The 14,039-nt window shown below is 68.9% G+C and carries 13 protein-coding genes and 1 rRNA gene; 1 reads left to right on the top strand and 13 read right to left on the bottom strand.

Annotation, left to right across the window (positions count from 1 at the left end):
• Positions 1–7: 7 nt before the first annotated feature.
• The 12 genes from scpB to F8O03_RS18235 form a co-directional block, all read right to left on the bottom strand.
• Positions 8–604 (bottom strand): SMC-Scp complex subunit ScpB, encoded by a 597-nt coding sequence (gene scpB, locus F8O03_RS06305; protein ID WP_104252544.1) that lies wholly within the window; start codon positions 602–604, stop codon positions 8–10.
• On the bottom strand, positions 597–1,466 hold the full coding sequence (locus F8O03_RS06300) for a segregation and condensation protein A (RefSeq protein ID WP_425280947.1): 870 nt from the start codon (positions 1,464–1,466) through the stop codon (positions 597–599). Before F8O03_RS06300 ends, scpB begins: the two co-directional genes overlap by 8 nt.
• Positions 1,450–2,322, bottom strand: a complete 873-nt coding sequence (locus tag F8O03_RS06295) for a ParA family protein (RefSeq protein WP_104252543.1) — start codon at positions 2,320–2,322, stop codon at positions 1,450–1,452. Before F8O03_RS06295 ends, F8O03_RS06300 begins: the two co-directional genes overlap by 17 nt.
• Positions 2,323–2,345: 23 nt before the next feature.
• Positions 2,346–3,281: a site-specific tyrosine recombinase XerD gene (xerD, locus tag F8O03_RS06290; protein ID WP_151423133.1), complete on the bottom strand. Its 936-nt coding sequence runs from the start codon at positions 3,279–3,281 to the stop codon at positions 2,346–2,348.
• A 10-nt stretch (positions 3,282–3,291) separates the two neighbouring features.
• Complete coding sequence (locus F8O03_RS06285) at positions 3,292–3,936, bottom strand: NUDIX domain-containing protein (RefSeq protein WP_151423132.1); 645 nt, start codon at positions 3,934–3,936, stop codon at positions 3,292–3,294.
• Complete coding sequence (locus F8O03_RS06280) at positions 3,933–5,654, bottom strand: CTP synthase (RefSeq protein WP_244295986.1); 1,722 nt, start codon at positions 5,652–5,654, stop codon at positions 3,933–3,935. Before F8O03_RS06280 ends, F8O03_RS06285 begins: the two co-directional genes overlap by 4 nt.
• Before the next feature lie 11 nt (positions 5,655–5,665).
• Positions 5,666–7,435 carry a DNA repair protein RecN gene (gene recN, locus F8O03_RS06275; protein WP_151423131.1) on the bottom strand — a complete coding sequence of 590 codons (1,770 nt, stop codon included), beginning with the start codon at positions 7,433–7,435 and terminating at the stop codon, positions 5,666–5,668.
• Complete coding sequence (locus tag F8O03_RS06270; protein WP_151423130.1) at positions 7,432–8,355, bottom strand: NAD kinase; 924 nt, start codon at positions 8,353–8,355, stop codon at positions 7,432–7,434. Before F8O03_RS06270 ends, recN begins: the two co-directional genes overlap by 4 nt.
• Complete coding sequence (locus F8O03_RS06265; protein WP_151423129.1) at positions 8,352–9,233, bottom strand: TlyA family RNA methyltransferase; 882 nt, start codon at positions 9,231–9,233, stop codon at positions 8,352–8,354. Before F8O03_RS06265 ends, F8O03_RS06270 begins: the two co-directional genes overlap by 4 nt.
• Positions 9,230–9,457, bottom strand: a complete 228-nt coding sequence (locus F8O03_RS06260; protein WP_151423128.1) for a hypothetical protein — start codon at positions 9,455–9,457, stop codon at positions 9,230–9,232. The genes F8O03_RS06265 and F8O03_RS06260 overlap by 4 nt, the downstream gene beginning before the upstream one ends.
• Positions 9,454–10,491, bottom strand: a complete 1,038-nt coding sequence (locus F8O03_RS06255; protein WP_104252537.1) for an HAD-IIA family hydrolase — start codon at positions 10,489–10,491, stop codon at positions 9,454–9,456. Before F8O03_RS06255 ends, F8O03_RS06260 begins: the two co-directional genes overlap by 4 nt.
• A 180-nt stretch (positions 10,492–10,671) precedes the next feature.
• Complete coding sequence (locus F8O03_RS18235) at positions 10,672–12,048, bottom strand: putative sodium/potassium/calcium exchanger (RefSeq protein ID WP_208851812.1); 1,377 nt, start codon at positions 12,046–12,048, stop codon at positions 10,672–10,674.
• Between F8O03_RS18235 and F8O03_RS06245 the strand changes: the two genes are divergently transcribed.
• Positions 12,010–13,476: a hypothetical protein gene (locus F8O03_RS06245; protein WP_151423127.1), complete on the top strand. Its 1,467-nt coding sequence runs from the start codon at positions 12,010–12,012 to the stop codon at positions 13,474–13,476. The genes F8O03_RS18235 and F8O03_RS06245 overlap by 39 nt on opposite strands.
• Positions 13,477–13,762: 286 nt before the next feature.
• Here the strand turns inward: F8O03_RS06245 and rrf are convergent.
• Positions 13,763–13,879 (bottom strand): 5S ribosomal RNA (gene rrf, locus F8O03_RS06240).
• Positions 13,880–14,039: the final 160 nt, after the last annotated feature.

Raw genomic sequence — 14,039 nt, 5'->3', positions numbered from 1 at the left:
TCGCTGGTCACTCATGGAATCCGTCCTGTCCTTCGTCGAGCAGAGGTGAGATCTTGGGCAGCTCGTCGAGCGAGTTGAGTCCCAGATGCACCAGAAGCGTCTGTGTCGTGACGTAGCGAATGGCCCCGGTCACGTCGTCGTGGCCGTCTTCTGCGATGAGGCCACGTGCTACCAGAGTACGCACCACTGAGTCGACGTTCACGGCGCGCACCTGCGCCACCTGCGAACGCGTGATCGGCTGGCGGTACGCGATGACGGCAAGTGTCTCGAGTGCGGCCTGCGAGAGCTTCGACGGCTGGCGGGTGAGCACGAAGTCGGCGACGATGTCGTCGAGGTTCTCGCGCACGTAGAGTCGCCACCCTCCGCCGACCTCGCGCAGCTCGAAGCCGCGTTCGGGACCGGCGAGGTCGCCGTTGTAGTCGGCGACGAGCCGGCCGATGGATGCGCGCACGTCGGGGACGGGGCGGCTGACGGCCCCGGCGATGGCCACGAGCGACAGGGGCTCGTCGGCGACGAAGAGGATCGCCTCGACGGCGCGGTCGAGGTCGACGCCCGGCTGGTCGGCTTCTTCGGCCGGGCGGTCGAGCTGCCGTGGGTCAGTCATCGTCGTCTCCGAGGCTCGAGAGCTGCGCGGCGTCCCAGTCGTCGGCATCCCACGTCACCGTCAGCTCGCCGAGGGGCGTGTCCTGCTCGAAGCTGAGCGCTGCCCGCCGGTAGAGCTCGAGGAGCGCGAGGAAGCGCGCGATGACGACACCCCGGGCGTCGGCGTCGGCGACGAGCTCGCGGAACGTCCGCGGCTCGCCGTCCTGCAGCAGGGCGACGAGGATGCGCGCCTGCTCGCGGATGCTCACCTTGGGCGCGTGCAGGTGGGTGAGGCCGACGGTCGGGATCTCGCGCGGTGCGAGCGCGAGGGTCGCGAGGGCCGCGAAGTCGGCTGCCGAGAGCGTCCAGACGAGTTCCGGGATGCGCTCCCTGAACTTCGGCTCGAGCGGCACGGCGCGGGTCGTGCGCTGCCCCTCGACGCCGAGCGCGGCCGCGAACCAGGTGGAGACCTCCTTGAAGGCCTTGTACTGCAGGAGGCGGGCGAAGAGCAGGTCCCTCGCCTCGAGGATCGCGACGTCCTCTGCATCCACGTACTCGCCTTGCGGGAGCAGGCTGACGATCTTCATGTCGAGCAGGGTCGCGGCGACGACGATGAACTCGCTCGCGCGATCGAGCTCTTCCGGTGTCGACAGGTCGTTGAGGTATCCGATGAACTCACTCGTGACGCGGCTCAGCGACACCTCGGTGATGTCCATCTCGTGCTTCGAGATGAGCGTGAGGAGCAGATCGAACGGGCCCTCGAAGTTGCTCAGCGACACCCGGAAGTCGGGGTCGGACGCGCCTTCGAGGTCGGGCGCGGCGGAGGCGCCGACCCGCGGTGCTGAGGTTCCCCGGGTGGTCAGGGCGCTAGGCGACGGCGCCACGTTCGATCAACTCGCGCGCGAGCTGGTGGTACGCCTTCGACGCGGTGTGCTCTGGAGCGAATCGGACGATGGGGACCCCGGCGACGGATGCGTCGGGGAACTTCACCGTGCGGCCGATGACCGTGTCGAAGACCCGGTCGCCGAACGCCTCGTAGACGCGGTCGAGCACCTCGCGTGAGTGCAGCGTGCGGCCGTCGTACATGGTGGGGAGGATGCCGTCGAGCTCGAGCGACGGGTTCAACCGGTCGCGGACCTTGTCGACGGTCTCCACGAGGAGCGCGACGCCGCGGAGCGCGAAGTACTCGCATTCGAGCGGGATAACGACGCCGTGGCTCGCCGTGAGCGCGTTGACGGTGAGGAGGCCAAGCGAGGGCTGGCAGTCGACGATGATGACGTCGTACTCGCTCGAGACCTTGCGGAGCACGCTCGCGAGGATCTGCTCGCGGGCGACCTCGGTGACGAGGTGCACTTCGGCGGCGGAGAGGTCGATGTTGGCTGGCATGACATCGAGGCCAGGGAACGCCGTGGCCTGGATGACCTCGTGCGGGTCCTTGACCGTGCCGATCAGCAGATCGTAGACGGTTGGCACGTCGTACGTGCGGATCCCGAGGCCAGCGCTCAATGCACCCTGGGGGTCGAAGTCGACGGCCAGCACGCGGCGGCCGTAGAGGGCGAGGGATGCGCCGAGGTTGATGCTCGTCGTGGTCTTCCCGACGCCACCCTTCTGGTTGCACATCGAGATGATGCGCGCGGGGCCGTGGCTCTCCAGCTCCTCCGGCACCTCGAAGTGGTTGTAGAGTCGCGTCGACACCGCGCTTGCGCTGCGGGGCGTGGATTCGATCGTCTCTTCGCTCATGACCTCTGCATCCTATCCCCGCCTCAGCCTCCGCCGAGGGTGGCGCGCGGATGGCTCGTGGCGTACACGTCGCGCAGGGTGTCGGCGGTCACGAGCGTGTAGATCTGCGTCGTCGACACCGAGGCGTGGCCGAGCAGCTCCTGGACGACTCGGACGTCGGCGCCACCCTCGAGTAGGTGGGTCGCGAACGAGTGCCGGAGGGTGTGCGGGGAGACTCGGCCGGCGAGATCGGCGCGCGTCGCGATGGCGTCCAGCAGGTTGAACGCGCTCTGCCGAGACAGCCGCGCTCCTCGCGTGCCGAGGAACAGCGCGGGGGTCGCGCTCCCCCGAGTCGACAGCTCACGTCGCGCCCGAACGAGGTATCGGTCGAGCGCCCGCTGGGCGAAGCTGCCGACCGGCACGATGCGCTGCTTGTTGCCCTTGCCCCGCACCCGGAGGATGCCCGGCTCGATCAGGTCGTCGACGTTCAGGTCGACGAGTTCCGAGATGCGGGCGCCGCTCGCGTAGAGGAGCTCGACGAGCGCGGTGTCGCGCATCGCCTCGAGCGTCTCGCCGTCGGCCGCCTGCAGCAGTCGTTCGACCTCGGCGACCGTGAGCGCCTTCGGGAGCCGTGACGGGAGCTTCGGGGCGCGCGTGCGCGTCGTCGCGTCCGCATCCAGCACCCCCTCGTCGAGCAGGAACCGGTGGAAGCCGCGGACCGACGACAGCGCCCTGGAGACGGAGGACGCCGCCAGGCCCTCGCCTTCGCGGAGGTGGGCGAGGAACGCAGACACGTCGTCGGGGGCCACAGCACCGATCGGCCCCCGGTCGGTGCGCTCGAGCCAGTCGAGGTACTTGCCGAGGTCGCGCCGGTAGGCGCCGAGGCTGTTGCTCGACAGACCTCGCTCGATGGTCAGGTGCCGGAGGTAGGTGTCGAGCAGTGCCGTGTCCGTCTTCGCATCACCCGGATGTGCAGCCACGGCGCGTCGACTACTCCGGGCGGCCCGGCGAGCGGGTCGGCCACTCCGCGTCGGCAGGGCGCAGCGTCGACCAGCCGCGTTCCTTCGCGAGGTGCAGCGCCATGACGCCGGAGATGACGAACGGGTTCTGCACCGAGCCGCCGAGGACGGCGTCGAGGGCATCCGGCAGCGCGACCCAGCGCTGCTCCAGCTGCGCCTCCTCGCCGGTGCGGGCGAAGGCCTCTGGCGTCGAGGAGACCGCGCGCGCGAGGTACACGCGCACGTTCTCGCTGCTCCCGCCCGGCGACGTGTACTGGTCGAGGAGCACGTCCCAGCGCTCGGCGACAAGATCGACCTCTTCGGCCAGCTCGCGCTTCGCCGCATCGAGCGGGTCCTCGCCCGGCGCGTCGAGGAGGCCGGCAGGCAGCTCCCAGCCGCGTCGCCCCACGGGGTGACGGTACTGGCGGATGAAGAGGATGCGATCGGCGTCGTCGAGCACGAGCACCGCGACGGCCCCCGTGTGGGACATGAACTCCCGCGTCAGCTCCTCGTCGCCGAAGCGGAACCGCTCACGCACGATGTCCCAGACGGCCCCGCGGAACACGACGCTCGACTCGAGCACCGTGTCCTCGGCGACCTGGTCCGCGAACGGCCCCGATCCGGCGGCGTCGGTCACTGCTGAACCTGGTCCACGTCCTGCACGTTCTCCTCGACATCGACGAGGCGGCCGGAGCGCTGACGCTCGAGGCCGGCGGCGACGAGGCCGGAGAAGAGCGGGTGCGCGCTGTTCGGACGCGACTTCAGCTCGGGATGCGCCTGCGTGGCCACGTAGAACGGGTGCACCTCGCGCGGCAGCTCGACGTACTCGACGAGCGTGCCATCCGGGGACAGCCCCGAGAAGTGGAGCCCCGCATCCGCGATCTGCTCGCGGTACGCGTTGTTCACCTCGTAGCGGTGGCGGTGGCGCTCCTCGACGAGCGTGGAGCCGTAGAGCTCCGCGATGATGGATCCTTCGTCGAGGGCGGCCGGGTAGGACCCGAGGCGCATGGTTCCGCCCATGTCTCCGGTCTCGATGATGTCCACCTGCTCGGCCATCGTCGCGATGACGGGGTTCGGCGTCTCCGGGTCGAACTCGGAGGAGCTCGCGTCGGTGATGCCGACGACGTTGCGGGCGTACTCGATGACCATGCACTGCATGCCGAGGCAGAGCCCGAGGGTCGGGATGGCGTTGTCGCGCGCGAAGCGCAGGGCTCCGAGCTTTCCCTCGATGCCGCGGATGCCGAAGCCGCCTGGCACGCAGATCGCGTCGACGTCGCTCAGCTGGGCAGCGGCGCCGTCGTGCGTCTCGCACTCGTCGGACGGGATCCAGCGCAGCTTGACGCGCGTCTGGTTCGCGAAGCCGCCGGCTCGCAGCGCCTCGGTGACCGACAGGTAGGCGTCGGGCAGGTCGATGTACTTGCCGACGAGGCCGACCGTGATCTGGTGCTTCGGCTGGTGCACGACCTCGAGCAGGCGCTCCCAGGCGCTCCACTCGATGGGCTCGGCCGGGAGCTTGAGCTGCTCGATGATGTACTCGTCGAGGCCCTGCTCGCGCAGCACGCGCGGGATGTCGTAGATCGAGGGCAGGTCGATGGTGTTGACGACGGCACGTTCGGGGACGTCGCACATGAGCGCGATCTTGCGCTTGTTGCTCTCGGTCACCGGGCGGTCGCTGCGGAGCACGAGCGCATCCGGCTGGATGCCCGCGGAGCGGAGCGCTGCGACCGAGTGCTGCGTCGGCTTGGTCTTCTGCTCCCCCGACGCGCCCATGAACGGCACGAGCGAGACGTGCACGAAGAAGACGTTGTCGCGGCCGAGCTCGTGGCGCAGCTGGCGCGCCGACTCGATGAACGGCTGCGACTCGATGTCGCCGATGGTGCCGCCGACCTCCGTGATGATGACGTCGGGGCGAGGCTCCTCGCTGGCCTGCAGGCGCATGCGGCGCTTGATCTCGTCGGTGATGTGCGGGATGACCTGCACCGTGTCGCCGAGGTACTCGCCGCGACGCTCCTTGGCGATGACGCTCGAGTAGATCTGCCCCGTCGTGACGTTCGCGGACTGGGCGAGGTCGACGTCGAGGAAGCGCTCGTAGTGCCCGATGTCGAGGTCGGTCTCAGCGCCGTCGTTGGTGACGAACACCTCACCGTGCTGGAACGGGTTCATCGTTCCAGGGTCGACGTTCAGGTACGGGTCGAGCTTCTGCATGACGACTCGCAGGCCTCTGGCCCTGAGCAGATTGCCCAGGCTGGCGGCGGTCAAGCCCTTGCCGAGCGAGGAGACGACGCCCCCGGTCACATAGATCTGCTTGACAACGGCCTGGTCGTTTCCCGCAACTGGGATATCTGCGCTAGTCACGGAATTCCATCTTAGACGACGGACCGCGATCCGTCTGCGGCTGCGTCGTGTCCGGCACCACCCGGCGCTGCGCGATTCGCCGCCGCGAGCTCCAGCAGCTCTTCCGCGTGAGCGTTTCCCGTCTCGCTGTCGGAGAGACCGGAGAGGAGCCTGGCGATCTCCTGCGTACGGTCCGCCCCGCTGATCCGGCGAATGCTGGAGGTCGTGAACTGCCCGTCGCTCGACTTCTCGATGCTGATGTGGTTGTCCGAGAACGCCGCGACCTGCGCCAGGTGGGTGACGACGATGACCTGCGCGTTCGCGGAGAGCCGCTGCAGGCGGCGCCCGATCTCGATGGCGGCAGAGCCTCCGACGCCGGCGTCGACCTCGTCGAAGACGAGCGTCGGCACCGAGCTCACGTCGGCGAGCACCACTTCGAGTGCCAGCATGACGCGGGAGAGCTCCCCGCCGGACGCCCCCTTGCCGAGCGGTGTGGGCTCCGTTCCCGGGTGAGGTCGCAGCATGAACGCGACACGGTCGCCACCGTGCGCGGCGATCTCGTCGAGCGGAGAGATCTCGACCGTCAGCTGCGCCGCCGGCATCGCGAGCGCGTGCAGCTCCGTCGTGACCCGTTCCTCGAGGAGCGAAGCGGTCGCCGTGCGGAGCTCGGTGAGCCGTGAGGCCGCAGCTGCGAGCGTCGCTTCGGCCTCGGCGATCTGCGTCTCCAGCTCCTGGATGCGCGTGGAGTCGTTCTCGAGGTCGAGCAGCTGCATGCCGGCCTGCGAGCCGAGCTCGATGACGTCGTCCAGGGTCGGCCCGTACGTGCGCGTCAGGCTCGTGAGCAGCGTCAGGCGGTCGTTGAGCTGAGCCAGCTCTCCGCTGCCCTCCGCCTCGAGGCCGTCGAGGTAGCCCGCGAGGCGAAGCCCCAGCTCGTCGATCGCGAACGAGATGTCTGCCGCGGCCTGTCCCAGCTCACCAAGCGCCGGGTCGCTCGACGTCGCGCTGTCGATCAGGGATCGCACCTGGGAGACGAGCTCGGTCGAGCTCCCGCCACCCTCGCCGCCGAATCCTGCGGAGCTGTCGCCCGCGAGCAGCTCGTGTGCCTGGCCGACGTCGCGGCGCAGGGCTTCGAGGTTCGAGAGACGCTCGATGCGCGCCAGCAGCGTCACGTCCTCCCCCGGCTGGGGCTCGGCGGGCTCGATGTCGGCGAGCGCGCGTCGCAGGCGGGCGGCCTCGAGTTCGCGCTCGGCCTCGGCGTCGCTCAGCGTCTGCAGCTCCGAGCGGAGCTCACCGCGGCGGATGTGCGCCTCGCGGACCGCGGAACGCGCGGTCCGCAGCTCCGCGCCGCCGAACGCATCCAGCGCCGCTCGCTGCGCGCCCTCGCTGCGCAGCCGCCACTGATCGCTCTGCCCGTGCACGACGACCAGTCGCTCGCCGAGGTCGGCGAGGATCGAAGCTGGGACGCCGCGCCCGCCGAGCCACGCCCGGCTCCGGCCTTCAGCGCTCACCTGACGCGCCACGAGGAGCTCGTCGTTCTCGTCGAGCTCAGCACCAGCGTCTGCGGCGAGCCGCGCAGCGGGGCTGTCGGAGTCCAGCTGCCAGCGCCCCTCGACGACGGCCTTGGTGGCTCCGGAGCGGACGGCGTCGGCCGACGCGCGTCCTCCGCGCAGCAGCCCGAGGGCCGTCACGATCATGGTCTTGCCCGCGCCGGTCTCCCCCGTGATCGCGGTGAAACCGGGCCCCAGGGGAAGCTCGGCTCGCTCGATGACGCCGAGGCCGGAGATGTCGATGTCAAGAATCATGCGCGTGCGGGTCCTCGCCATCCTGAGGTCGGGAGTTGGAACTTTTCGACAAGTCGCTTGCTGAACGGTGCACTGTGCAGGCGCGCGAGCCGGATCGGGGCGCCGCCCCTCGTCGCCGTCACGCGGGATCCCGCCGTGAGGTCGTACGTGCGTCGCCCGTCGCACCACAGCACGCCGGGCGTGCCGGTCCTCGGGACGATCTCCACGGCGAGGGTGGAGCTCGGCCCCACCACGATCGGTCTCGCGAAGAGCGCGTGCGCGCTGATGGGGACGAGCAGCAGGGCTTCGACGGTCGGCCAGACGATCGGCCCGCCAGCCGAGAAGGAGTAGGCGGTGGAACCGGTCGGCGTCGAGAAGATGGCACCGTCGGCGCCGAAGCTCAGCAGCGGCTGCCCGTCGACCTCGAGGACGAGCTCGAGCATCCGCTCCCTGCTGGCCTTCTCGATCGATGCCTCGTTGAGGGCCCACGTCTCGTAGACGGTCTCGCCGCCGAGCGTGACGCGGACATCCAGGGTCATGCGCTCCTCGACCTGGTAGTCGCGGTCGAGTGCGCGGCCCACAGCATCCGCCAACAAGTCTCGTTCGCTCTCCGCGAGGAACCCGACGTGGCCGAGGTTGACACCGAGGATCGGCACTCCCGCCTCGCGCACGATCTCCGCGGCGCGGAGGATGGTGCCGTCGCCCCCGAGGACGATCGCGATCTCCACCTCGTGGGCAGCGAGATCCTCCCCGAGCGGGATCGTCGTCCGAGGCACCCGGTTGCGATCGAGGCGCAGCAGCTCGCGATACGTCGCAGGCTCCAGCACGGGCGTGACTCCCGCATCGTCGAGCAGCTGCAGCACGGTCATGGCCGCCTCGATGGCGTCCTCCCGCGCAACGTGGCTGACGACGAGGATGCGCCGCTTCGGGAACTCCGTCATCGATCTCCCTCCAGGTCCTCCGCTTCGACGATGGCTCGTCGCAGAGTGACGAGTCTGTCAGCATCGGCTGGACTCGAGCCTGTCGACGTGCGGAGAACCGCAACGAATTCTGCGTTGCCGTGGGTGCCGACGATCGGCGACGGGCGCAGCGAGACGAGCTCGAGCCCGCAGCTCGCCGCCTCGACGAGCACCCGCTCGAGTGCGGGGGCGACCAGTTTCCGGTCGTGGACGATGCCGCCCTTCACACCGGTTCGGCCAACCTCGAACTGTGGCTTGATGAGCAGCACCGCATCCGTGAGACCGGGCGCCATCGCCAGGATGGGGGCGATCACCTTCGTCAGCGAGATGAACGAGAGGTCGCCGACGACGAGGTCGAGGTCAGCAGAACGCACCGGGGCGTCCGCCGCCTGGAGCAGCTCGTCGAGCTGCTCAGCATCGGTGAAGCGCGCGTTGACGCCCTCGAGGTTCGTCACGCGGGGGTCTTCTCGGAGGGCGGGAGCAAGCTGGTCGTGCCCGACGTCCAGGGCAACCACGTGCCTGGCACCGCGCGCGAGCAGCACCTGCGTGAATCCGCCGGTCGAGGCACCCACGTCGAGTGCTGCCCGTCCAGCCGGATCGAGAGTCGGCACGGCGTCGAGCCCCGCGACGAGCTTGTGCGCGGCGCGGGAGACGAAGTCGTCTCCCCCGGCAACGGCCAGCGCATCGCTCGGCGCGACTCGCAATCCGGTCTTGGTCGACGTGACCCCGTTGACCGACACGAGGCCGGACTCGATGAGCCGGGCCGCCGCCGTCCGGCTGCGCGCGAGGCCGCGGCGCGTCAGCTCTGTGTCGAGCCGCTGGAGGACTTCGCCTCCTGCGCTCTGAGATTGCGAGTTCATGACTGGTCTCCATCGAAGAGCTGGACCGGGGTGCTCTCGAGGAGCTGGCCGAGCTGCTGGTGCACTCGCGAGAACTCGGCGGCCCGTTCCGAAACTGGCAGGGTGCCGATGCGCTCGAGCTCCAGGGCGAGTTCGGTGTCGGGCTCGGCGCTGGTATCGGGCACTGCCGCACCGCCCGTATCGCCTGCTCTCGCGTGGCCCTCGCCTGCGTGTTCGGAGCTCACGAGGCGAGCTCCGAGTACAGCACCTCCGGCACGCGGAGCGCGTAGATCAGCTTCTCCGAGGCTGCGATGGCGGCGCATCCTGCCCGCAGCAGGTTGATGGGCGAAGAGCCGGCGCGGTCGACGATGACGTCGATGCCGCGCACCGTGACCTGCGCGTCGCCGACCCTGGCGACGGCGTGCTCGGCCTGTGGACGCTCGGCGATGACCTTCGGGTACGGCTGCGAGAGCTCCCGCAGGTCGCTCAGGATGAAGTCGGGGCGCTGACCGGGAGGCGCTGCGATGAGCTGCTTCGGGCGGTCCACGCCCGTGAGCACGAATGCCGACGTCATGCCGGCGTTATCCGCGCCCTTGATGTCGGTGTCGAGCCGGTCGCCGATGAACAGCGCCCTCTTGGCGTCGAAGCGGCGCACCGCCTCATCGAAGATCGCCTTCTCCGGCTTGCCTGCCACGAGGGGCAGCTTCTGGACCGCCGTGTGGACTGCGGACACCAGCGTGCCATTCCCGGGCGCGATCCCGCGGGCGACGGGGATCGTCCAGTCCTGGTTCGTCGCGACCCACGGGATGTCGCGTGCGAGCGCAAACGAGGCCTCTGCGAGGTGCTCCCAGCCGACGTGGGGCGCGAAGCCCTGGATCACGGCGTCCGGCTCGTCGTCGGCGGAGCGCGTCACGCGGAAGCCGCCCTTCGCGAGCTCGTCGACAAGCCCATCGCCGCCCACCACGAGGATCAGCGCGCCAGGGGCGACCTTCGTCGAGAGCAGTCGGACCGCGGCCTGCGGGCTCGTGACGACGTCCTCGGCGGTGAGCGACAGTCCGAGGTCGCGCAGGTGCTGAGCAACCTGCTCGTCAGTGCGGGACGCGTTGTTCGTGATGTACCCGGAGCGGATACCTGCGGTCGCGAGCGCGTTCAGGCTCTCGACCGCGTGCGGCACCGGATTCGGGCCGCGGTAGACGACACCATCGAGATCTGCCAGCACAACGTCCACGCCGTCGAGGGGAGCTGGTCCGGTTCCGGTGCTCTTCTTGAACAATGCCATCGGGATCTCTCGTCTCTCTGAGCGTGCCGCCGTGCGGTGCCTGGCCGGCGCTCGTCCTCGTCATGGTTGCGCTCGTCGCGCGTCGATCATCGCTGAGTGCGGAAGTGCAGGGTGGCGTGACACAGTCGCGCCGGGACGCAGGAGCGGGGCGACGGAGTGCATCCGCCGCCCCGCATCCGGTCACAGGTCGAAGAGCGGCTCGGGCTCGTCGCCCTTGCGCTTTCCTTCGTTGTCGTCGTTCTCGTCGACGGCCTCAGCATCGGAAGCCGCCTCAGGCTCGGAAACCTCGGCCGCGGCCCCCTGCTGCGTTGGCTCCACGCCTGCTTCCTCCTCGGGAGCGGCGGGCACGACGTCGAGCTCGACTTCGAGAACAGCAGGTGCGTCGTCCTCGTCCTCCGCCAGTTCTTCGAGCTCCTCGGCGGCGGCGACGATCTCGTCGGCCTCCTCCTGGACCTCGGCGACCTCGTCGGCGGCTTCCGCCTCGACCAGGATGTCCTCCGCCTCGGCCTCCACGTCGTCGCCTGCCTCGGCTTCGGCGACGATCTCGTCGGCCTCCGCCTCGACTTCGGCGACCAGTGCGTCGTCGAGCACCGCGGCGGCTCCGTCGACCGTTTCGGCGTCGCTCTGCGACCTGGCGTCGGTGGTCGGCTCGCCACTTGCGGCGAGCAGTTCGTCGACTTCAGCTTCGAGATCGTCGTCGTCGCTTGAGTAGGGCGCGTCGGTGGCCTCAGCTGCGTCCTCGCCGTCGATGCTGGCCGCGGCGTGGGTCGATTCGGTGTCCGACTCTGCGTCTTCGGTGGGGGCATCCTCACCGTCGATCTCGTCGTCCTCGAGCGGCGGGAACTCACCCTCGGTGATGACCTCGATCGTCTCGTGCTCGTCGTGCTTGACGGCGTCGAGCGCGTCCTGGGCGCGGGTCGCGAGCGCAGTCCAACGCTCGGCCTCCGACTCGCGGCCGAGCTCTTCGAGCACGGTCGCGTAGGCGCCGAAGAGCGCCGGGCTGTACGAGTACGCACGCTTGGGGTCGAGCTGCGGGATCTCGAGCTCGGCGAGCGCAAGATCGGGTGAGCCCTGGTCGAGGCGTGCGCCCGACATGGCGATCGCGACCTGGACGAGCTCCGCAGGGCCGAGGCCCGTGCGGTCGGCGGCGCGGCCCAGCTCGAGGGCTCGGTCGGGGCGACCGAGTCCGCGCTCGCTGTCGATCATGAGCGCCAGCTGGTCTTCCTTGCCGCTGATGCGTCGGTAGGTGCGCAGCTCGCGCAGCGCGAGGGCGTAGTCGCCGATCGTGTAGGCCGTGATCGCGAGCGTCTCGCGGACCATGGCGATTCGACCACCGCGACGGGCTGCGGAGACCGCGTGCTGGTGAGCCAGCTCCGGGTCGGTGTCGATGAGCACGGACGCCATGACGAGGTGCCTTGCCACGAACTCCTGGTTCGTCGCCTCGAGCGTCTTGAGCTCGTTGCGAGCGCCCTTCGGCAGGTCCGATTCGCTGACCTCATCTGGCACGATCGGGTCGATGTGCTCAGCGCGGACCGGACGCAGTTCGCGTGCAAGCAACTCCTCCTCGGTCAGTTCCGGGCGTTCCGGCGCAGGCCCACCGCGTCCGCTGAAACCGCCACGGCGGTCCTGACCACGGTCGTCACGTCCGCCACGGCTGTCGCTGCGGGGGCCGGATGTGCGGCGTTCCCCGTCGCGAGGCGGGTAGCTCTTGCGCTCGCCACGGTTGTCACCACGGTCGTCGCGCGATCCGAAGGAACGACGCTCACCGTCGCGGGGCGGGTACGACTTGCGCTCGCCGTCGCGAGGCGGGTAGGACTTCCGCTCGCCATCGCGAGGCGGGTAGCTCTTCCGCTCGCCACGGTTGTCGCCGCGGTCATCGCGGGATCCGAAGGAACGACGCTCGCCGTCGCGAGGCGGGTAGCTCTTCCGCTCACCACGATTGTCGCCGCGGTCATCGCGCGATCCAAAGGAACGACGCTCGCCGTCGCGGGGCGGGTAGCTCTTCCGCTCACCGTCACGAGGCGCATACGACTTCCGCTCGCCATCACGAGGCGCGTAGGACTTCCGCTCGCCACGGTTGTCACCACGGTCATCGCGGGACCCGAAGGAACGACGCTCACCGTCACGGGGAGGGTACGACTTCCGCTCGCCGTCACGAGGCGGGTAGCTCTTCCGCTCGCCACGGTTGTCACCACGGTCATCGCGCGATCCAAAGGAACGACGCTCACCGTCACGGGGAGGGTACGACTTGCGCTCACCATCGCGGGGCGGGTAGGACTTGCGCTCACCGCGGTTGTCACCACGCTCGCCGCGGGACCCGAAGGAACGACGCTCACTGTCGCGAGGCGGGTACGACTTCCGCTCGCCATCACGAGGCGGGTAGGACTTCCGCTCGCCATCACGAGGCGGGTAGGACTTCCGCTCGCCACGGTTGTCACCACGGTCATCGCGGGATCCGAAGGAACGACGCTCACCATCACGAGGCGGGTAGGACTTCCGCTCGCCACGGTTGTCACCACGCTCGTCGCGGGATCCGAAGGAACGACGCTCACCGTCGCGGGGCGGGTACGACTTCCGCTCGCCATCACGAGGCGGGTAGGACTTGCGCTCACCGCGGTTGTCACCACGCTCGTCGCGCGATCCAAAGGAACGACGCTCACCGTCACGGGGAGGGTAGGACTTGCCCTCACCGCGGTTGTCACCACGGTCGTCGCGCGATCCAGAGGAACGACGCTCACCATCACGCGGAGGGTACGACTTGCGCTCGCCATCGCGGGGCGGGTACGACTTGCGCTCGCCACGGTTGTCACCACGGTCATCGCGCGAGTTGTAGGGTCGGCGCTCACCATCACGCGGAGGGTACGACTTGCGCTCGCCATCGCGGGGCGGGTAGCTCTTGCGCTCGCCGCCTCGTCCGCCGGCATCCCGTCGCCTATCCTGGCCGCCGCGTTCGTTGCGGTTGCCCGCTCCACGGTCGTTGTTTGAGCTTCGCCGCTCGTTGTCGTTTGCGTCCATGAATAGCTCCTCGGGATGCGCTGTCGAATTGTTGTTGTACTCGTTTGAATGCGCCTCACCTTGGACGCTTGCGTCGCCACCCAGCCTACGTCAACGCACTTCATGGGTCCGAGCGGACCCTGAGTCGCACGTCGGCTGCCTCGCGAGTAGCCGCTCTCGGCTGCTGCGCAGATGCCGGTGGCAAATGAAAAAAGCCGGGGTTGGGAGGCGAGGAGCATCTCTGCTCACTCACCAACCAACCCCGGCTCATGAAGAAGTCCGGCGGTGACCTACTCTCCCACAGGGTCCCCCCTGCAGTACCATCGGCGCTGAGAGTCTTAGCTTCCGGGTTCGGAATGTAACCGGGCGTTTCCCTCTCGCTATGACCGCCGAAACACTATGGACAAACCATCATGTTTCGAACCACACACCACACCCAACAGGTGTGACACGTGGTCGATTCTCGATCGTCTATCGAGAACCACAAAGTGGACGCGAACAGCAACAACATTCATGTGCATGTTTTATCAAATCATCAGCTTATTAGTACCGGT

The sequence above is a fragment of the Pseudoclavibacter terrae genome (assembly GCF_008831075.1).
Classification (GTDB): Bacteria; Actinomycetota; Actinomycetes; order Actinomycetales; family Microbacteriaceae; genus Pseudoclavibacter; species Pseudoclavibacter terrae.
Note: the sequence above shows the minus strand (reverse complement) of the source record. Positions and strands in the feature narration are given on the sequence as shown.